18 protein-coding genes are annotated in these 19,303 nt (G+C 48.8%); 14 read left to right on the top strand and 4 right to left on the bottom strand.

Annotated features, from left to right (window positions below):
• Positions 1–79 precede the first annotated feature (79 nt).
• The 8 genes from Q4488_RS06490 to Q4488_RS06455 all read left to right on the top strand — a co-directional run bounded on the left by Q4488_RS06490 (position 80) and on the right by Q4488_RS06455 (position 8,796).
• Positions 80–2,281 carry a primosomal protein N' gene (locus Q4488_RS06490; protein ID WP_303579659.1) on the top strand — a complete coding sequence of 734 codons (2,202 nt, stop codon included), beginning with the start codon at positions 80–82 and terminating at the stop codon, positions 2,279–2,281.
• A gap of 176 nt (positions 2,282–2,457) precedes the next feature.
• Complete coding sequence (argS, locus tag Q4488_RS06485) at positions 2,458–4,143, top strand: arginine--tRNA ligase (protein ID WP_303579658.1); 1,686 nt, start codon at positions 2,458–2,460, stop codon at positions 4,141–4,143.
• A 12-nt stretch (positions 4,144–4,155) separates the two neighbouring features.
• Positions 4,156–4,848 (top strand): SPOR domain-containing protein, encoded by a 693-nt coding sequence (locus Q4488_RS06480; RefSeq protein ID WP_303579657.1) that lies wholly within the window; start codon positions 4,156–4,158, stop codon positions 4,846–4,848.
• A gap of 104 nt (positions 4,849–4,952) precedes the next feature.
• Positions 4,953–5,492, top strand: coding sequence for an ATP-dependent protease subunit HslV (gene hslV / locus Q4488_RS06475; protein WP_303579656.1), 540 nt, complete (start codon positions 4,953–4,955; stop codon positions 5,490–5,492).
• A 25-nt stretch (positions 5,493–5,517) separates the two neighbouring features.
• Positions 5,518–6,849 (top strand): ATP-dependent protease ATPase subunit HslU, encoded by a 1,332-nt coding sequence (gene hslU / locus Q4488_RS06470; protein ID WP_303579655.1) that lies wholly within the window; start codon positions 5,518–5,520, stop codon positions 6,847–6,849.
• Positions 6,850–6,898: 49 nt separating this feature from the next.
• The gene (locus Q4488_RS06465) at positions 6,899–7,276 is read left to right on the top strand and encodes a DUF971 domain-containing protein (protein ID WP_303579654.1); all 378 of its coding nucleotides are present in this window, start codon (positions 6,899–6,901) and stop codon (positions 7,274–7,276) included.
• Positions 7,277–7,404: 128 nt separating this feature from the next.
• Entirely contained in the window at positions 7,405–8,166 is a 762-nt protein-coding gene (ubiE, locus tag Q4488_RS06460) for a bifunctional demethylmenaquinone methyltransferase/2-methoxy-6-polyprenyl-1,4-benzoquinol methylase UbiE (RefSeq protein WP_303579653.1), read from the top strand.
• A gap of 6 nt (positions 8,167–8,172) precedes the next feature.
• Positions 8,173–8,796: an SCP2 domain-containing protein gene (locus Q4488_RS06455; protein WP_303579652.1), complete on the top strand. Its 624-nt coding sequence runs from the start codon at positions 8,173–8,175 to the stop codon at positions 8,794–8,796.
• 17 nt (positions 8,797–8,813) lie between these two features.
• Here Q4488_RS06455 and Q4488_RS06450 read toward each other — a convergent pair whose 3' ends face one another.
• From Q4488_RS06450 to Q4488_RS06440, 3 genes are all read right to left on the bottom strand, one after another.
• A complete protein-coding gene (locus Q4488_RS06450; RefSeq protein ID WP_303579651.1) occupies positions 8,814–9,227 on the bottom strand; it encodes a CopD family protein in 414 nt (137 codons plus the stop codon).
• Between the two features lie 43 nt (positions 9,228–9,270).
• Positions 9,271–9,933, bottom strand: coding sequence for a fumarylacetoacetate hydrolase family protein (locus tag Q4488_RS06445; RefSeq protein WP_303579716.1), 663 nt, complete (start codon positions 9,931–9,933; stop codon positions 9,271–9,273).
• Positions 9,934–10,021: 88 nt separating this feature from the next.
• Positions 10,022–11,218: an MFS transporter gene (locus tag Q4488_RS06440; RefSeq protein WP_303579650.1), complete on the bottom strand. Its 1,197-nt coding sequence runs from the start codon at positions 11,216–11,218 to the stop codon at positions 10,022–10,024.
• A 181-nt stretch (positions 11,219–11,399) separates the two neighbouring features.
• Here Q4488_RS06440 and Q4488_RS06435 point away from each other — a divergent pair, with 181 nt between their 5' ends.
• The 3 genes from Q4488_RS06435 (at position 11,400) to serA (ending at position 14,076) form a co-directional block, all read left to right on the top strand.
• A complete protein-coding gene (locus Q4488_RS06435) occupies positions 11,400–12,287 on the top strand; it encodes a LysR family transcriptional regulator (protein WP_303579649.1) in 888 nt (295 codons plus the stop codon).
• 53 nt (positions 12,288–12,340) lie between these two features.
• A complete protein-coding gene (locus Q4488_RS06430) occupies positions 12,341–12,622 on the top strand; it encodes a pyrimidine/purine nucleoside phosphorylase (protein WP_303579648.1) in 282 nt (93 codons plus the stop codon).
• A 221-nt stretch (positions 12,623–12,843) separates the two neighbouring features.
• Positions 12,844–14,076, top strand: a complete 1,233-nt coding sequence (gene serA / locus Q4488_RS06425) for a phosphoglycerate dehydrogenase (RefSeq protein ID WP_303579647.1) — start codon at positions 12,844–12,846, stop codon at positions 14,074–14,076.
• A 59-nt stretch (positions 14,077–14,135) separates the two neighbouring features.
• Here the strand turns inward: serA and Q4488_RS06420 are convergent, their stop codons facing one another.
• Positions 14,136–15,107: an alpha/beta hydrolase gene (locus tag Q4488_RS06420; protein ID WP_303579646.1), complete on the bottom strand. Its 972-nt coding sequence runs from the start codon at positions 15,105–15,107 to the stop codon at positions 14,136–14,138.
• A gap of 140 nt (positions 15,108–15,247) precedes the next feature.
• On the opposite strand from Q4488_RS06420, the gene Q4488_RS06415 reads away from it, so the two are divergent.
• From Q4488_RS06415 to Q4488_RS06405, 3 genes are read left to right on the top strand one after another with little or no spacing between them, the layout of a single operon-like run.
• Entirely contained in the window at positions 15,248–18,433 is a 3,186-nt protein-coding gene (locus Q4488_RS06415; RefSeq protein WP_303579645.1) for a mechanosensitive ion channel domain-containing protein, read from the top strand.
• A gap of 41 nt (positions 18,434–18,474) precedes the next feature.
• Entirely contained in the window at positions 18,475–18,891 is a 417-nt protein-coding gene (locus tag Q4488_RS06410; protein ID WP_303579644.1) for a thioesterase family protein, read from the top strand.
• A gap of 23 nt (positions 18,892–18,914) precedes the next feature.
• The gene (locus Q4488_RS06405) at positions 18,915–19,265 is read left to right on the top strand and encodes a hypothetical protein (protein WP_303579643.1); all 351 of its coding nucleotides are present in this window, start codon (positions 18,915–18,917) and stop codon (positions 19,263–19,265) included.
• Positions 19,266–19,303: the final 38 nt, after the last annotated feature.

Genomic DNA, 19,303 nt, shown 5'->3' with positions numbered 1-19,303 from the left:
TAGCAAACGCACTAGTTAACAGCGAAAACAAAAAGCAATACACTGTGCCATCTAACTTTGATGCGAGCCTCCTTTATTTATGCCTTACCTGCGACTTGCCATACCCTCCCCCTTGCGTCGGCTATTCGATTATCTGCCACCGCAGGGCTGTGAAACAGCAATCTTGCAACCTGGGGTGCGTATCAAGGTTCCATTTGGCCGCCGTGAGGTGACGGGTGTACTCATGGAGGTCGTAGATACCACCGAGGTGCCGTTAAACAAACTCAAAGCCGCGATTGCCGTCATCGATACCACCCCACCGTTACCGGCCACGGTGCTCAAACTCGCGCGCTGGGCCGCTAACTATTATCAACACCCGCTAGGTGACGCCTTAAGTCAAGCGCTACCGGTACTACTGCGTAAAGGCGCGCCCTGTGAATATACTCATCAACATCTCTGGCGAGCGATGCCAGATGCCGATATCGCTCAGCTCGGTAAAACCGCGGCGCGTCAACGGGAGCTATTATTATTACTGCTGGAACATCCTAACGGTATCAGCGAAGGCGCCATTCGCGCCGAAGGTGGCCAAACCGCGCTGTTAAAGAAACTGCTCGACAAAGGTTTAGCAGAATCCTTTATTCACACCCCCAATCATACCGAGCATAATGATCAGCCGCTGCATGAAGCGCCCCTCACTCTGAACGCCGAGCAACGCCATGCCGTGCAACAGATCACCACAACACAAGGCTTTCAAACGTTCCTCTTACAAGGTGTGACTGGCTCAGGCAAAACCGAGGTGTATCTTCAGGCGATTGAACACTATATTCGTCAGGGTAAGCAGGCGCTGATTTTGGTACCCGAGATAGGGCTGACACCACAAACCGTCAGCCGCTTCAAGGCACGCTTTAATCTACCGGTGGTGGTTTTACACTCCAATTTAACCGACAATCAACGCCTCGATGCTTGGCTACAAGCAAAAGAAGGTATCGCTCGCATCATCATCGGTACCCGTTCGGCTATGTTTACGCCGCTGCGTCATCCGGGTGTTATTTTTATTGATGAAGAACACGATACCTCGTTTAAACAACAGGACGGATTTCGCTATAACGCCCGTGATCTCGCCGTCATGCGTGGTAATTTAGAACAGATTCCAGTCGTACTGGGTACCGCAACACCGGCCATCGAAAGCCTCTACAATGCTCAACAGGGACGCTATCAATGGTTAAAACTCAATCAACGTGCCGGCGATGCGCTACCACCACAATTTGAACTCTTGGATATGCGTCAACTGCCGCTACAGGACGGCTTATCCGAACCGTTGATTCAACAGATCAAAGGCCATCTACAGCAGGGCACTCAGGTGCTGATATTTCTCAACCGGCGTGGTTTTGCACCGACACTGATGTGTCATGATTGCGGCTGGCTAGCCGATTGCCGTCGCTGCGATGCACACATGACGCTGCACCGTAAACCATTGCATCTACACTGCCACCATTGTGATAGTCAGCGTCCCGTACCTAATGTGTGTGATCATTGCGGCAGCAGCGATCTTAAACCCGTCGGCGCAGGTACCGAGCGCACCGAAGAACGATTACAGGCTCTGTTTCCCGATGTGCCCGTTATTCGCGTGGATCGTGACACCACGCAACGCAAAAACGCAATGCAACACATCATGGATCGGGTTCATCAAGGCCACCCCTGCATTCTCATTGGTACGCAAATGCTCGCGAAGGGGCATCACTTTCCCAAAGTTACCTTGGTCGCGATTCTTAATGCGGATAGCGGCCTATTTAGTGCTGATTTTAGAGGCATGGAGCGCACCGCTCAGCTGATTTTACAGGTAGCGGGGCGGGCAGGCCGAGCCGATCACCCCGGCAAAGTCGTTATGCAGACTCACCATGCCGATCATCCCACCATCACCAGCTTAGTTACCGAAGGCTATCAAGCCTTTGCCGAACAGGAACTCAGTCAACGTATCGCAGCCCACTTACCACCGTCGATCTATTGTGCGATGTTCAGAGCAGAGGCCAATCATCCAGGTCAAGCCGAACGCTTTCTCGGCAAATTGCGTCAACTAATGGCCAATGACATCCTTCAACCTCAAGGAATTCAGTGGCTCGGCCCACTTCCCTCTCCGATGGAAAAACGCGCCGGTCAATATCGTGCGCAACTGGTATTACAAAGCCATGATCGCAAAGCCCTCCACCAACAACTCAACAGTATTATCCATCAAGTAGAGAGCGACACTGAAGCGCGTAAAGTTCGCTGGTCAATCGATGTTGACCCTGTGGATATGTTTTAGCCACAAATAAACCCAGCAGGGGTTAACAAAAGGCGGTCGAAAAGGGATAATGTGCGGTCTTTTTTACGGACAACTGCGCAGTTCGGGCTATATAATCCCTGAATCGTTTTTTAGCACGGCCTTTAAACCTGCGCCTTTGCATCTGACTCCAGCATTCAACCCGGTATCTTTTGAGCATGAAACAACACATTGCGGATCTGATTAGTACTGCCCTGACCTCGCTGATTGAAAATGGCACCCTACCGGCCGATACTCAGCCTTCCATCATGGTGGAAAACACCCGCGACAAGTCTCACGGAGATTTCGCCTCAAATATTGCCCTGACGCTGGCTAAAGCCGCCAGAAGCAATCCGCGCGAATTATCACAAAAGATATGTGCAGCCCTACCCGCTTCCGATAATGTTGAGAAAACAGAGATTGCCGGCCCTGGGTTTATCAATTTCTTTGTCAGCGATGCCTCAACCGGTAACCTGATTAAAACCATTCTGCAAGCCAACAACCGCTACGGGCGTAATAACGACGGCGCCGGTAAAAAAGTACAAATTGAATTTGTCTCCGCTAATCCGACAGGCCCCTTACATATCGGTCACGGTCGCGGGGCGGCGGTCGGCGATTGTCTCAGTCGATTAATGGAAGCGACCGGCTGGGATGTCACTCGCGAATTTTATTACAACGATGCCGGTCAACAGATCAATAATCTAGCTCTATCTGTTCAAGCGCGCTGCAAAGGACTCACACCGGAAGACCCTAGCTGGCCAGAGAATGGCTATCGTGGTGATTACATTACCGATCTGGCTAACAGCTTTATGCGCGGCGATACCGTTGAATCCGCCGATCAAAGCTTCACCGGCACCCAAGATGCAGATGATCTTGAAGGCATTCGCCACTTTGCCGTGGCCTATCTGCGTCACGAGCAAGATCTCGACCTGAAAGCCTTTGGCGTTGATTTCGATGTCTATTTCTTAGAATCCTCGCTATACAATGAAGGCAAAGTCGAAGCCACCGTACAAACCCTGATCAATAACGGCTTTACCTATGAAGACGGCGGCGCACTGTGGTTACGTACCACCGATTTTGGTGATGACAAAGATCGCGTGATGCGAAAAACAGATGGCGGCTATACCTACTTTGTGCCCGATGTTGCTTACCATATGAACAAATGGCAACGCGGCTTCGATAAGGTTATTAATGAGCAAGGCGCGGATCATCACAGCACCATCACTCGCGTTCGCGCAGGTTTACAAGCCCTCAACGCGGGCATTCCGAAAGGCTGGCCTGACTATGTCCTGCATCAAATGGCCACTGTCATGCGCGGCGGAGAAGAAGTTAAAATATCTAAACGGGCTGGGAGTTATTTAACCCTACGCGATCTAATTGAAGAAGTGGGCCGTGATGCCACGCGATTCTTCTTGGCGGCCCGCAAATCTGACAGCCATCTGAACTTTGATATCGATCTCGCTCGCTCTGAGTCTGCCGATAACCCGGTCTACTATATTCAGTACGCGCACGCCCGCGTTTGCTCCATTTTCCGCAAGTTAGCCGAGAATAAACAGCAATGGGATGAAGCGACCGGTTTACAGGTATTAGAGCGACTGGAATTGGAATCAGAGAAACGTCTAACCATTAAACTGGGGCGCTATCCTGAAGTCGTTAAACGTGCCGCGGATGTGCGTGAGCCTCACCTAATCGCTACCTATCTATATGAGCTGGCCAGCGATTTCCACACCTATTACAACTCAGAGAAGACTCTCGTCGACGATACTGATCTGCGTAACGCTCGACTCACATTGGCAGTAGCGATACGTCATGTCTTAGCCAATGGCCTAGACCTCCTCGGCGTTACCGCGCCGGATCAAATGTAATAAGGCAACACGATGGCGCGCAGAGACTTCGCAAAAAAACGTAACAGTGGTTCGGCGGCCAGCCGTGCCACGCGTAGCAATAGTAAAAACAACCGCGCGCCTAGCAAACAACCGTTCCCTTGGGTGCGCAGCGTCATCAGCCTCGGTTTTCTTATTGGCTTTGTTTATCTGCTTTGGCAACTTACATCGGTTAGGCCTGATAACGGCGCAAGTGCGCCGGCATCACCTGCTGCGTCAACGCCGAGTAAAGCCGACATTAAAAGTGCCGCTAAGCCAGCACCTCAAAGCACCTCCAAAGCCAAACCGACGCCATCAAACAGCAGCGGCAGCCAAAGCAACAACAGTGCAATACCGCCGGTAGAAGAGCAATCGGAGCGCTTCGATTTCTATGAAATTTTGCCGGAAAGCGAAGTCGATACCGCGAATGTCGAACCGTATAAATCGACGCCCAAAAGTGCCAAACCCAAACATACTTACGTGCTCCAAGCCGGTTCATTCCAAAGCCATCAGGATGCGGAGCAATTGCGCGCGCGCCTCATTCTAGAAGGCTTACCCAATGTAAAAACACGTAGGGTCACCAACAGCAACGGTAGTATCTGGTACCAAGTCCTAACAGGGCCATATACAAACCGCTCAATGCTAAGCAAAGCCGAAGACCGTTTAGTCAGCATGAATATTCAGCCACTCGTGCGGCAAATAGACTAAATCCTTTTTTTATCATCGATTATTCATAACCTTGAAATAACGCCCAGCGCTCCCATATCTATACTCATTGCAAATTGAGTACACCTATTCGGGAAAGCACACCCATGACCACAATTGTTTCTGTACGTCGCGACGACCAGGTCGTTGTTGGCGGTGACGGCCAGGTATCCCTCGGCAACACCGTTATGAAAGGCACCGCCCGCAAAGTTCGCCGACTGGCGAAGCACGACGTTATTACCGGTTTTGCAGGCAGTACTGCCGATGCGATCACCTTACTCGACCTCTTTGAACAGCAACTCGAAAAACATCAAGGTAACATCTTCAACGCCGTTGTCAGCCTAGCGAGAGAATGGCGCGGCGATCGAGTGCTGCGCAAACTCGAAGCCTTGATGCTGGTGGCAAACAAAGATAAAACCTACCTAATTTCCGGCAGTGGCGATATTATCGAACCAGAAGATGGCGTTATTGCGATCGGTTCCGGTGGTAACTATGCCTTAGCCGCCGCCCGCGCGTTGGTTGCGAATAGCGAGCTTAACGCCCGAGATATTGTCGAAAAGAGCTTACAGATTGCCGCCGATATCTGCGTATTCACCAACGCGAATCTCACCATTGAGCAGCTGCAATCCACCGCAGCCGAAGCCTGAAAGAACAGCCAAAGAGAGCTTACTGATGTCCAATATGACACCCCGTGAAATTGTTTCCGAGCTAGATCGACACATTGTCGGTCAAGCTGATGCCAAACGCTCTGTCGCGATCGCCCTGCGTAATCGCTGGCGACGGATGCAGCTAGATCCTGAGCTGCGCGCCGAAGTATCACCGAAAAACATTCTCATGATCGGTCCTACCGGTGTCGGTAAAACCGAAATCGCTCGTCGCTTGGCCAAGCTTGCCAACGCACCCTTTATTAAAATTGAGGCGACTAAATTTACCGAAGTCGGCTATGTCGGCCGTGATGTGGAAACCATTATTCGTGATTTGATCGATATGGCGATCAAAATGCTGCGCGAGCAGGAGATGGATAAGGTTAAATTCCGCGCCGAAGATGCCGCGGAAGAACGTATTCTCGATGCGTTACTGCCACCGGTTCGCCCCACCAGCCTAGATGAGCAGCCGGAGCAAAAATCCGACAGCGCCACACGTCAACTGCTGCGCAAACAGCTACGGGAAGGTAAACTGAATGATAAAGAGATCGATATCGATTTGAGTCAAGCGCCGGTGGGCGTCGAAATCATGGCCCCTCCCGGCATGGAAGAGATGACCAGTCAGTTACAAAGCATGTTTTCTAACATGGGTAACAGCAAAACCAAGAGTAAACGCATTAAGGTTAAAGATGCGCTGAAACAGGTGATCGATGAAGAAGCCGCTAAAATGGTCAACGATGACGACCTCAAGCAAATGGCGATCGATGCGGTTGAACAAAACGGTATCGTCTTTCTCGATGAGATCGATAAAGTCTGTAAACGCGAAGGCACCGGCGCAGATGTCTCCCGTGAAGGCGTACAAAGAGACTTATTGCCGCTGATCGAAGGCAGCAATGTTACGACTAAATATGGCACCATCAAAACCGACCATATTTTGTTTATTGCGTCTGGCGCATTTCATCTATCCAAACCATCCGATTTGATTCCTGAGTTACAGGGGCGTTTGCCCATCCGCGTCGAGCTACAAGCCCTAACGCCGGATGATTTCCGCCGCATCCTCACAGAACCCAATGCATCACTCACAGAGCAATACCGTGCGCTGCTGGCCACTGAAGGGGTCACCGTTGAATACGCTCAAGACGGTATTGATCGCATTGCCGAGCTGGCGTATCAGGTCAATGAGAAAACCGAAAATATTGGTGCCCGTCGCTTGCACACCATGATGGAGCGGCTACTGGAAGAGATTTCATTTAGCGCATCGGATCAGGCCGGTACAACGATTAAGGTTGATCGAGCATTTGTCGATCAATATCTAGCCGAGCTAAGCCAAGATGAAGATCTCAGTCACTATATTCTTTAATTAATCGTCACGATGACAGAGCCTCGCGCTCTGTCAGCGGAGTATCCTCATGCACGCGGTACCGCCTAAAGACATTAAGCTACATGCAAAATCGAAGACCCTGGAGTTGATCTACAGTGATCAACAGCAGTTTGAACTGAGTGCTGAATATCTGCGGGTTCATTCGCCGTCTGCCGAGGTCCGTGGTCACGGCGTCGGCAACGGTGTATTGCAGACAGGCAAACAGCTCGTTGGTATCAAAGGGCTAGAAGCCGTTGGCAATTACGCACTCAAAATCACCTTTGATGATGGCCACGATAGTGGCTTATTCACGTGGGAATACCTGCTCGACTTGTGCCAACACTATGATAGCTACTGGAATCGTTACCTCGCGGAACTGTCTAAAGCAGGTAAAACTCGGCATGCTAATATGATTGCCAAAGGATAAACGGCGCAATTAAGCTTAAACATCTGTTTTCACTGAAGACAGATCAGTTGATGCCGCAAGAATAAAGACAATTGCCGACTGCAAAGGTAGAATGCGACTACGCGAATTAGGCAGATGACAGGTTTCCCATGACTGACCAGAAAGAATCTCAGGACAATACCCACTTCGGCTTCGAACAGGTAAAAGTCGACGAAAAACAGGACAAGGTTGCTGACGTTTTTCACTCTGTCGCCAGCAAGTACGATATCATGAATGATCTGATGTCAGGCGGTATTCACCGCATCTGGAAACGTCAAACGATCGAACAAAGCGGTGTACGACGCGGCCATAAAGTGCTCGACATTGCCGGTGGTACCGGCGACTTAACCATGCGTTTTTCCCGCTTGGTTGGTGCTGAAGGTAAAGTCGTACTCGCCGATATCAATGATTCTATGTTAAAAGTGGGTCGTGACCGCCTCATGGATCGGGGAATTACCGGCAACGTCGAGTTTGTCCAAGCCAACGCCGAAGCACTGCCGTTTCCCGATAACACCTTTGATTGCATCACCATCGCCTTCGGTCTGCGCAATGTCACCTTTAAAGAAAAAGCCTTAGCATCGATGGCACGGGTACTTAAACCCGGCGGTAAAGTCATGGTATTGGAGTTTTCCAAAACCAATAACCCTCTGCTCACCAAAGCCTACGACCTCTACTCATTCAGTCTGCTGCCTAAAATTGGTAAATTAATCGCAGGAGATGAGGAAAGCTATCGCTATCTGGCAGAATCCATCCGCATGCATCCCGATCAGGAAACCCTGAAAGGCATGATGCAAGAAGCCGGACTGACGCAGTGTAAATACCAGAATATGACCGGCGGTATTGTCGCCCTTCATACCGGTATTAAGCCGTAATCGACGATGAGCATCGAGACCCTCTACGCAACCCTATTGACCTTAGCAGAAGAGACGCTTAACCGTCTCCTGCTACTCAATCCAGACACTGTTACGCAGTTACAGCAACTCGATGGAAAGGTTATCGCGATTCAGCTCACAAGCGCCAACCTAGCGCTTTCACTGCAGCCTAGCGCGACCGGCATACAGCTGGATATGATCGAGCGAGAAGATGCCGATGTGACACTCAGTGGTAGCCCGACAGATTTTTTACGCCTGTTAAGTGCGGCTGACAGTAGTGAAGCCATGTTTGGCAAAACCATTACCGTGAGCGGTGATAACGCACTGGCCACACGCTTCAGTCAAATATTGATCGATACTGCCTTGGATTGGGAAGGTCTGCTAGCACAAGTGCTAGGCGATTTACCGGCTCATGAATTCGCGCGGTATCTAAAATGGAAAGCGTCACTGTATCTGCATGCCGGCAACAGCCTGAAACGCAATATTGAAGAGTATGTGACAGAAGAGTTGCGCTTGCTGCCCAGTCGCCCGGAAATAAACCACTTTACGGCCGCCACCGACAGCCTTCGCCAAGAAACCGAACGAGCAGCCGCTCGAATCGAACGGCTACGGCAAAAAATCAACGCTTAACCAGCGTTCAATCTCGCTTAGAATGGTTTAACCACCACGAATATCAGAATCGGTATGAAAATCAGCAGCGGTAACTCATTGAAAAGGCGAAAATAGCGCCCCGTCCGCGACAAGGTTCCGGCGCGCGCCTTCTTCAGATAGCTAAAGCACCAAGCGTGATAGCCAATCAATAAGCCGACAAACAACAACTTCGCATGTAGCCAGCCACCGGTAATGCCATAGCCAAGCCAAAGCCACAAACCTAAACCTAAGGTAAATACCGCCATAATCGACATAAAGCCGAATAATTTACCGGCCATAATCTGTAACCGCGCGACATCCTGCCCCGCTTCACGCCCTTCAACATAGTGCACAAATATACGCGGCAGATAGAAAATACCCGCCATCCAACTGGTCATCGCCAGAATATGAAACACCTTAACCCACAACATCCGTCTGCTCCCTTATGCTTAACAATGATCTGCAGCGCTGTATTCAAACCGCTTGAGTCTCAACCCGTAAACGATCGCCCAACTCAACCACCAACTTATCACCAGGATTCACCGCACCGACTCCCGCAGGTGTTCCGGTGAGCACCACATCACCCGGCAATAAGGTAAAATAATGACTCATATAAGCGATCAACGGATACACTTTGTTGAGCATATAGCTGCTATTACCGTTTTGACGAATCTCACCATTAACCGTTAAGCGAATCTGTTGATTTTGCAGATCACCTACCGCTGAAGGCTCTAAAAAAACCGATAACGGGCATGCACCATCAAACCCTTTGGCCTTTTCCCAAGGGTGGCCCTGCTGCTTCAGCTTACCTTGCACATCCCGCAAGGTCAGATCAAGGCCAACGCCCACCCCCGCAACTGCCGCTTCAATCTCGTCATGGGTAGCATTTTTCAACGGCTGACCAATCAAAATCGCCATTTCCGTTTCAAAATGAACCGAGCCAAAATCGACTGGCACAGCAAACGGCTCAGCCATCGGCACAATGGCCGTCGAAGGCTTAATAAATAACATCGGCGTCGTCGGTATAGGATTATTCAGCTCTGCCGCATGGTCTGCATAATTACGGCCTACACATACCACTTTACCAACCGGAAGGTCAGCGCTAACGCCATCTACATACTGATGTTTATACTGAATAATCAAGGCTTTATCCCCTTCAGGAAGTCTGAAAATAAATTCGGCATTGCCGCACAAAAGATTATCGAAACAGCTTAACTAGCGTGTTTCACTGAGTTTTGATCATACCTCTGGCACACAACGAGCTCAATGCTAAGGTTAACGACAAGGTCAACAATAAAACGATAAGCGAGCCTAACACCACCCCCTCCCAAGCTAACCATTGCCAAAAGGGATCAAGATAAAAACCACCGCTACTGGCCCCTAAATAATAAAAGACCAGATATAACGATGAAGCACTGGCCCGCGCATAGGTTGCTTGACGGCTGACCCAACTACTGGCACTCGAATGAGCAAAGAAGAAACCAAAGCTGTTGATAAAAAAGCCTAACACGATCCACCCTAAAGCATCGCTTAACGTTAATAAGCTACCGCTCATTAAAATCACAATCCCCGCTTTAATACAGTTGAGCTGCCCAATACGTTGCGCTACTCGCCCCGATAACGTCGACCCGACCGTACCGGTCAAATAAGTCAAAAACAGTAAGCCAATCCAAACGGGGCTCAGATGATACGGCGCATCGGACAAGACAAAGGTGATATAACTGTACTGATTGATAAAAATAAAAAAGTTCAAACCACCCACCAGATACACCAGCAACAATAGTGGATTCGTCAGATGGCCTTTCAAACGCTGTAGCATGCTCGGCAAATGTAACGGCTGTGGCGTGAACTGTTGAGAGGCCGGTAATAACCACCAAAATAGCAACCAGCAAACTACACTCATCAACCCCATCACCAGAAACAGGTCGGCCCAACCCAGCCAATCACTGACAAAACCACCAATCAATCGCCCCGATATGCCCCCAATAGAGTTGCCACTGATATACAAACCCACAGCCAACAGCAATGCTTTACGTGAATATTCATCCCCCATGTAAGCAATGGCAATGGCCGGCAGGCCACCGAGAAAGAAACCTTGCAGCCCTCGCAGCACAATAAGAGAGGTAAAACTATTCGCTTGTGACAATAGCAAAGTACATACACAGACACCCGCCATGCTCAAGAGCATCAACAAACGCCGCCCCAATGCATCCGATAAGGGGCCATAGAACAGTAACGACAATCCGAGCATCAGGGTCGTGATCGTGAATGACCAGCCAACCTCCAGCGTCGTCAGCATAAACTCCTGTTGTAGCTCAGGTAGAATGGGCTGAGTGACGTAGACGTTGGAAAAAATCATAAACGAGCCGATGCATAACGCAATGGTGGCTCGCCAGAACGGTTTGGTACCCGCTTCGATCATGTTGCTGCTCTCAGGGTGTCAAAAAAGTAGACTAAGACTAGCAGTTGACAAACAATCACAGAAACATATAAAAGTGATAATATTAATCAATTTTTGTGATATCACATTCACATCAGTTATCAAGCCGTCGCCCTGCACGGCTTGATTAATCGCTGCCACCATTCGCTACTCAGGTAATGCCATGGATATACGTTCACTACGCAATTTTCAAATGGTCGCTCGGGAAGCCAACTTCACGCGGGCAGCCAAACAACTGCATTTAGCACAGTCGGCCGTGAGTATGTCCATCAAACGCCTAGAGGAGCAGTTAAATCTGACACTATTTCATCGAACGGAGCGCCGTATCACGCTGACCGATGAAGGCGAGAGGCTGCTATTACATGCTGACAAGATACTGCAGGCGGTCACCGATGCCGAACTAGAAATGCAAGAACTCACCGGTCTATCTCGTGGTCAAGTCAGGGTGGGGATCCCGAGTATGCTCGGCTCTTACTATTTGCCTGAGTTTCTCATGGGCTTTCGTCATAGCTATCCTGACATTCAATTATCCGTAGTCGAAGGAGGTACCTCCCATATCCGTCAACAGATTGAACAAGGAGAGCTCGATATCGGTATCGTTGTCGATGATGGCAAACCCGATGAGCTGGAGAAAATTCACCTGCTGCAAGAGGAAATTCTCGTGTGCGTCAGCGCAGATCATCCTTTAGCTCAACAAGCTAGCGTCAGTTACACCGAGTTCCTAGATGAAGAGTTAGTCCTATTTAAAGAAGGCTTTTTTCATCGACAAGTCACGGAACAACTGGCTCAAAATTATCAGGTCAAACCGAAAATATCGTTTGAGACCAATCTCATTCCTCTGATTCAATCCGTTGTCCGACACGGCTTTGGCATCTCGGCTCTACTCAGGCCCGCCATCGATGATGCTCAAGACTTGATCGGCCTGCCCTTTGAAACCCCATTACGTTTTGATCTGTGCATCGCCTGGCGACAGCAGAGTTATCTTTCCAGAGCCAATCAAGCCTTTGTTGACTACCTACTTAAGCATTCACCCAACACCGCAAACAGGTGACAATATCGCTAAAGATATCTACTATAGCGCTCCCATTTTATAGGAGTAATAATATGCTAACCGTGAACGAATACTTTGATGGTGCGGTAAAATCTATCGGCTTTGAAAACGCGGAAGGTAAAGTCACTTCCGGTGTGATGGCAGCAGGCGATTATGAGTTTGGTACCTCTGAAAACGAACTCATGAAAGTCATCAGTGGCGAACTGCGGGTTAAACTCCCCGGCAACGATGCGTGGCAATCATTTCCAAGCGGCACAGAGTTCCGTGTTGCCGCCCATCAGACATTCCAATTACAGGTTGCACAACCGACAGCCTACCTCTGCATCTATAGCTGATTCAGCGCATATACGGGCGAAAAACATGAATCCGAATCACGATCTTTAATGCTAAGTGATTTCGATTCATGTTTGTCTGAATAAAAATTCAGCATCACCGCCCCTCACGCCTCACCCTTTTACCATCACACTGTGTTAACATAGCGCCCCTTTCTTTTATCGGCTAACCCGGGGATACCTGCCACACACAGGGTTATCCCACTTAAAAAGAGATCCATATCATGAGCCCAAAAACCTCTCTGGAAAAAAGCAAGATTAAAATTCTGCTGCTGGAGGGCGTGCACCAGTCAGCACTGGATACCCTGAATGCCCACGGCTACACCAATATCGAATACCTGACCGGCTCCCTGCCTGAAGAAGATTTGATTGAACGCATCAAAGATGTTCACTTTATCGGTATCCGTTCTCGTACTCAGCTGACCGACAAAGTCTTTAAGGCCGCCAAAAAACTCATTGCCGTTGGTTGTTTCTGTATTGGTACCAATCAGGTGAATCTGACTGCAGCAACCATGCGCGGCGTGGCTGTTTTCAATGCGCCTTTCTCTAACACCCGCTCAGTCGCTGAACTGGTGATCGCTGAAGCGATTATCCTGTTACGTGGCGTCGCCGAGAAAAATGCTAAAGCGCACCGCGGTGTATGGCAGAAGTCGGCTAAAAACTCCTATGAAATTCGCGGTAAGAAACTCGGTATTATCGGTTACGGCAGCATTGGCTCACAGTTAAGTGTCATCGCTGAATCCATGGGGATGCATGTTTTTTTCTACGACATCATTACTAAACTGCCACTGGGTAACGCCACTCAGCTAGGCACGATGAAAGAACTATTAGCCACCTGCGATATTATCACCCTGCATGTGCCTGAAACACCATCAACCAAAGATATGATGGGCGCTGCACAATTCGCCGAAATGAAGCAAGATTCGATCTTTATCAATGCCGCTCGCGGCACCGTGGTCGTGATTGATGATCTATGCGAAGCACTGGCCGAAAAACGCCTATTGGGTGCTGCGGTTGACGTATTCCCAACCGAACCACGCTCCAATGATGATGAATTCATCTCTCCGCTACGCGAATTTGATAATGTGATCCTGACCCCGCATGTCGGTGGTTCTACCTTGGAAGCGCAGGAAAACATCGGCTATGAAGTATCTGATAAGTTAATCAAGTACAGTGATAATGGTTCATCAATCACGTCCGTTAACTTCCCTGAAGTTGCCTTGCCGGAGCATCCTGATGTGCACCGTTTGTTGCATGTTCATGAAAACATTCCAGGCGTCATGAGCTCAATCAACAGTGTCTTTTCTGAAAATGATCTCAACATCACAGGTCAATACCTGCAGACCAACGAGAAAGTCGGTTATGTCGTTATCGACGTTAATGCTGAGACCTCTAAGGTTGCGCTGAGCAAACTGAAACAGGTGAAAGGCACGATTCGCTGCCGTCGTTTGTTCTAACTCGCTCATTAGCCGTTCGATGAAAAAAGGCAGCGCAAGCTGCCTTTCGCATCATGGGCTTAGCTTAATGTTGCTTCGTTACCTGCGACGTTCAGGGATTGCTCAATGAGCTTAAATACCTGCAAACGAAGCGCTGTACTCTCATTCACTAAATGATGTCGCGCGTGTTGTAATAACTTAATTTCTAATCCTGGATAAAGCCGTCCGATCACACCTAAGTTATGCCGCCATTCCACTGTTGTATCCTCCACGCCTTGAATACACAAAGGCTGAGTGGTTAAGCTAGCAGACTGTTCAACCTCATCAATCCAACGTAACATAGCACCGATCCAGCGCACCGGAATACGCCGATGCTGTAATGGATCTTCATAACGAACAAAATCCAAAAACGCCTGATCTCCCGAGCTCAAACTATAGCGACGTGGCACAGAACGTCGTAAAAATCTTAACCAACGATACTGACTGGCTATCTCCTGCCAACCACAAGGTCGCACCAACGGCGCTAAAAACACCTGTTGCTTTATTGGCCAATCATAAAAACCAAACTTCAACTGCTGTTCCATCAAGATCGCAGCCCCCGTGCTTTGACCTATTAACACCCAAGGCCCAGTCAGGTGCTCTTTACGACTATTCAGCAGCGCCGTTAACTTTTCTGCGTAGGTCGTAAAACTCTCGATGGCGAGCGGCGGCCCTTGCGATAGGCCATGACCAGGCAGATCGAAGATCAGGACGTTCCAACCAATTTCAAGCAAATATGAGATTAGATGACGATACAAACCACTGTGATCAAAATAGCCATGTACCACCACGGCCGTACCTCGACTTGTATCACGACAGCTGTAATGCTGTACAAACAACGCACAGCCCTGCACGACCTGCTGAGAGGCCGACAATCGATGGCCTGCATGAATAATCGAGTTTAATTGATAGCAGTTCAGATACTCTGTCAGCAACTCACAACTACTGATGCCTGCCGCTTGATTGAATACCGGCAAGCTATTACGTAAGCATTTAGCATCTAACATCCGCATAATATATTTCCTTAAACTGAGCCAACGGAACAGCGTATAAAACGGCGGCCTACTTATAATCTAGGCTAGATTCACAACTTATTCCTTGTGCTATGACAATTGCTGTATATAGTAAATTGCATCACCTTAAGGCCTAATGTATGCGACTACTCATTCTCTTTGTTATCTTATTCAGCCTTAAAGGGTTCGCAGCAACCCTTGATACTCAAGCGGATTTAGAACGTTTTCAAAGCCAACAACAATCGCTTGAGAATGATCCGGACAACCCGCTCTATAGCGCCTATCAAGTGGCTATACAGCAACTACAAGATGTCCTCTTACTGGAACAACAAGCGCAAAATATTCGCTCAGAAATTGCCACGCAAGCCCAACAGTTGGAACAGGCACGCACAGCCGCCGCACCTATCGAGTTAACACTGCCCGATCACGCCTTAACTGAAGAAGAGCTGCAACAGTTATTGGTAAAAAACAAAACGAAACTGATCGATCTCGAAAAAAATCACAACGATCTGCAACAAATCATTCGTGATAGCGATACCTTACTGTTAAGCAAGCGCACTAAACTGGCAACATTGCAACAACAGTTGAACGATCTAACAACGGATGCCGAGACACAACCGAGCACCGATTTACAGCAGCTACGTGCACAGACCCGTCAATATCAACAACGGGAAATTGCATTACGTTTGGAAATAACCGAACTAGAAATTGTTGCGCTACCGGGTCAGGTTGAACTGGCAAATCTAAAACTAACAAACCTACAAAAACAGATTCAGTCTTACGACAACTGGATCAATGCCGCCGAACAACATCAGCAACAAGTCGACCGCGCGGCAGCCGAAAAAGCCCTCAGTCAGGTTGAACACTCGGACACCGATAGCAATCCGATCTTACAACAAGCACTCACCCGCAACAGCGAAACCGCTAATATCATTCGACAAGCATTAGCAGAAACCGAACAAATCGCACAACGCCGTAAACAACTGGAACAGCAGTTACAAATTATTCGTCAGACCTATCAAGCGATTCGAGCACAGCTCGAATTAGACGTGAGCTACACCGGCTCGGAGATTCGCAAACATATTCAGCAACTACCCAAGCCACTCAAACCCGAGAGTAGCAAGAGCCGCCTAAAAGCGTTACGCCTGAGTCAACTAACGCTGAGCTTACCGATAGTGCAACAAACCGAGATCGATAGCCTATCAGAAGCGCAGCAAAACAAGTTCAATCAGCTACATCAAAGCCTCGCAGAGCTCATTTCAGAGCAGCGTTCGCTACAACAAAAGCTGATCAGTGAACTATCACAACTACTGCTCATACAGGAGCAATTTAATCAGCAGATCATAGATAGTCGAACACTGTTTAATAAACATCTACTCTGGCTACCCAGTACCACCCCTCTATCGCTGCAGTGGCCTAACCAAGTTGGCCAAGGTTTTATCTTACTCATCGATGAGATTCCCCGATTACTACAACCCTATCTCAGCCAGTTGAGCAATACATTAGCCCTCCCCCTCGGATTACTGATCATCACTTTACCGCTGGCACTGTTCTGCCGTCGCTACCTAAATAACCGTCAACCGCAATGGTGTCAGCTGATAGGAAATGTCTCGCAAGATAATATTCGTCATACCCTTCGCCCACTGTTGTATGGCCCCTTGATTGCCTTACCAATCCCATTGTCTCTATATGCCCTCGGTCGGCAGTTCGATGAGGATGCTGCATCGATGAGTAACCTGCTGTACCTGCTGGCATTTATAAGTTGGCTCTATCTCACGTTCATGCGTTGGCTGCAACAACCCTATGGCCTATTACAAGGACAATTTAGCCTGCCAGAACAGACGACTCAAACTTTACGCCAACGCTTACACCTGTTGTTCTGGACCAATACCCCCTTAATCGCGTTACTGTTTATACTCGACCTAAGTAACCACGAGCTTATTATCGCCGGCCCTACTCGATTGATCTTACTGATCATCACGCTCGGTTTCACACTGTTCTGGATCAGTTTATGGCGCTCTATACCGCAATCTCAGGCGCCCGACCCCTCGCGCTTATGGCATAATGCAGGTCTCTGGATCGGATTTATCATTGCCTTTAATATGGCCATGGCAGGCCTAGTGATATGGGGTTATATGCTCTCGGCCAGTATTCTAACCGGGCTGATGTTGCTCTTGGTGTGTATCGCCATCTTAGCCTACCTTATGTTTCATTTAGGTCGACGTTGGTTATTGATTGAAGAACGCAGACTCTACTTTAACCGCGCACTCGCTCGTCGAGCCGATATCCTGTCTGCCCGAGAAGAACAAAAAGATACGCCACCGATAAAAGAAAACTTTATCGATATTCAGACGATTTCAGAGCAGGGTAATATGCTGCTCAAGACGGTCACCGCACTCATGTTTATCACCCTCGCGTGGTTCACTCTCGGCTGGACACTGCCGGCCCTCGATATGCTCGATTCAGTGACGCTCTGGTCAACCAGTAGTAGCGACAATGGCATCCTCAGCTTTATCACCCTCAAGCAGATTATTTTTGCCCTCGCCGCACTCACAATTACCTTTATTGCGGCCCGCAACTTACCGGGGTTATTCGAATTACTGGTGCTGAACTATCTACCACTGGCACCCGGCACCGGTTTTGCGATATCCACCCTACTGAAATATTCACTCTATATTATCGGCTTGATCAGTTTCCTCAATTTTCTCGGTTTAGAATGGGGCAAGCTACAGTGGCTCATCGCGGCAATGGGGGTAGGCTTGGGGTTTGGTCTACAGGAGATCGTGGCCAATTTTGTTTCCGGCCTCATTATCTTGTTTGAAAAACCTATTCGTATCGGCGATACCATCACCATCGGCGGCGTCACCGGCAATGTCAGTCGCATACATATTCGCGCTACCACCATTACCGATTGGGATCGCAAAGAGGTGATTATTCCCAATAAAACGTTCATCACCGATCAGTTAATCAACTGGTCACTCACCGACCCTATCACTCGCATTATTGTACCGGTGGGGGTTGCTTATGGTTCCGATACGGGGCTAGTCACTGAGTTACTATTGCAAGCGGCTGCGGTTAACAAAAACGTGCTCACTGAACCGGCACCACTGGCTTACTTTCTCTCCTTCGGTAACAGCACACTAGATTTTGAACTACGCGCTTATATTAGTTCAATGGATAAACGTAATCAGGCGACTCATGATCTCCATCGCACCATTGATCAACTATTCAAGGAACACGATATCGAGATCGCCTTCCCACAACTCGATCTGCACGTGAGAACGAATGATGGCGCTAAACAAACCGATCAAAATGAGCAAAAATAGTTTAATATCAGCTAAATAGTAACGACGACAAAGGACATGCCGTGATCAGCAAAGAAGATAATTTCCGCCAGCTACATCAATGTCAAATCCCCGTCCGCTGGGGCGATATGGATGCCTATGGGCATGTTAATAACGCGCTCTATATGCGCTATCTCGAAGAAGCCCGCGTACAGTTTTTGGCGCAGCTTGGTGCAGCCGTCGATGGTAACGGTACCGACCCAGTGATTATCAATGTCGGCTGTACCTTTCTACGCCCCATCAGCTATCCGGCCACCGTTAATATCAAAATATCTGTCGGTGAGATTGGCCGCAGCAGCTTTATGACCTGGTATGAACTCAGCACCACCGATGCACCTGATGTGATCTGCAGTGAAGGCTACTCTAAGGTCGTCTGGATGGATCATAACACCGGCCGCTCCGTGCCCCTACCGGACGCTATCCGTCAACGTATTTCATAACCGCTAAAAGGAAATTAACCTTCATGAATGACGTAACACAAGCCTCTAGCGATAAAGGCAGTAACGCGAAAATTATCTATATTCTCTATCTCGCCAGTCTCATCTTCGGTATTACGGGCCTCGTCGGCCTGATCATGGCCTATGTCAATAAAGCCGATGCTCCCGAGTGGTTGAAAAGCCATTATCAATGGCAGATCCGTACCTTCTGGATGGCCCTGCTCTATACCGTGATTGGCATTATCACGGCCTCGTTCCTGATCGGCTTTCTGATTCTGCTATTAAATGTTGTGTGGTTTATTATCCGCTGTATCAAAGGCCTAAGCGCACTGGATAAACAACAACCACTGCCACAACCCACCAGCTGGTTGTTCTAAGCGCGACAACCCTGCATGAAGCTGCTCATGGCAGCTTT

This window comes from Amphritea sp. 1_MG-2023, from assembly GCF_030547545.1.
Lineage (GTDB): Bacteria > Pseudomonadota > Gammaproteobacteria > Pseudomonadales > Balneatricaceae > Amphritea.
This window is presented reverse-complemented; position numbering and strand designations above follow the sequence as displayed.

What these genes read in the sequence shown, in the direction of transcription:
- Q4488_RS06465 (WP_303579654.1), top strand. Translation starts at nt 6,899, where the DNA reads ATGCACGCGGTACCGCCTAAAGACATTAAGCTACATGCAAAATCGAAG.
- Q4488_RS06455 (WP_303579652.1), top strand. Translation starts at nt 8,173, where the DNA reads ATGAGCATCGAGACCCTCTACGCAACCCTATTGACCTTAGCAGAAGAG.
- Q4488_RS06440 (WP_303579650.1), bottom strand. Translation starts at nt 11,218, where the DNA reads ATGATCGAAGCGGGTACCAAACCGTTCTGGCGAGCCACCATTGCGTTA.
- Q4488_RS06435 (WP_303579649.1), top strand. Translation starts at nt 11,400, where the DNA reads ATGGATATACGTTCACTACGCAATTTTCAAATGGTCGCTCGGGAAGCC.
- serA (WP_303579647.1), top strand. Translation starts at nt 12,844, where the DNA reads ATGAGCCCAAAAACCTCTCTGGAAAAAAGCAAGATTAAAATTCTGCTG.
- Q4488_RS06450 (WP_303579651.1), bottom strand. Translation starts at nt 9,227, where the DNA reads ATGTTGTGGGTTAAGGTGTTTCATATTCTGGCGATGACCAGTTGGATG.
- ubiE (WP_303579653.1), top strand. Translation starts at nt 7,405, where the DNA reads ATGACTGACCAGAAAGAATCTCAGGACAATACCCACTTCGGCTTCGAA.
- hslV (WP_303579656.1), top strand. Translation starts at nt 4,953, where the DNA reads ATGACCACAATTGTTTCTGTACGTCGCGACGACCAGGTCGTTGTTGGC.
- Q4488_RS06490 (WP_303579659.1), top strand. Translation starts at nt 80, where the DNA reads ATGCCTTACCTGCGACTTGCCATACCCTCCCCCTTGCGTCGGCTATTC.
- Q4488_RS06480 (WP_303579657.1), top strand. Translation starts at nt 4,156, where the DNA reads ATGGCGCGCAGAGACTTCGCAAAAAAACGTAACAGTGGTTCGGCGGCC.
- Q4488_RS06420 (WP_303579646.1), bottom strand. Translation starts at nt 15,107, where the DNA reads ATGCGGATGTTAGATGCTAAATGCTTACGTAATAGCTTGCCGGTATTC.
- argS (WP_303579658.1), top strand. Translation starts at nt 2,458, where the DNA reads ATGAAACAACACATTGCGGATCTGATTAGTACTGCCCTGACCTCGCTG.
- hslU (WP_303579655.1), top strand. Translation starts at nt 5,518, where the DNA reads ATGTCCAATATGACACCCCGTGAAATTGTTTCCGAGCTAGATCGACAC.
- Q4488_RS06415 (WP_303579645.1), top strand. Translation starts at nt 15,248, where the DNA reads ATGCGACTACTCATTCTCTTTGTTATCTTATTCAGCCTTAAAGGGTTC.
- Q4488_RS06405 (WP_303579643.1), top strand. Translation starts at nt 18,915, where the DNA reads ATGAATGACGTAACACAAGCCTCTAGCGATAAAGGCAGTAACGCGAAA.
- Q4488_RS06430 (WP_303579648.1), top strand. Translation starts at nt 12,341, where the DNA reads ATGCTAACCGTGAACGAATACTTTGATGGTGCGGTAAAATCTATCGGC.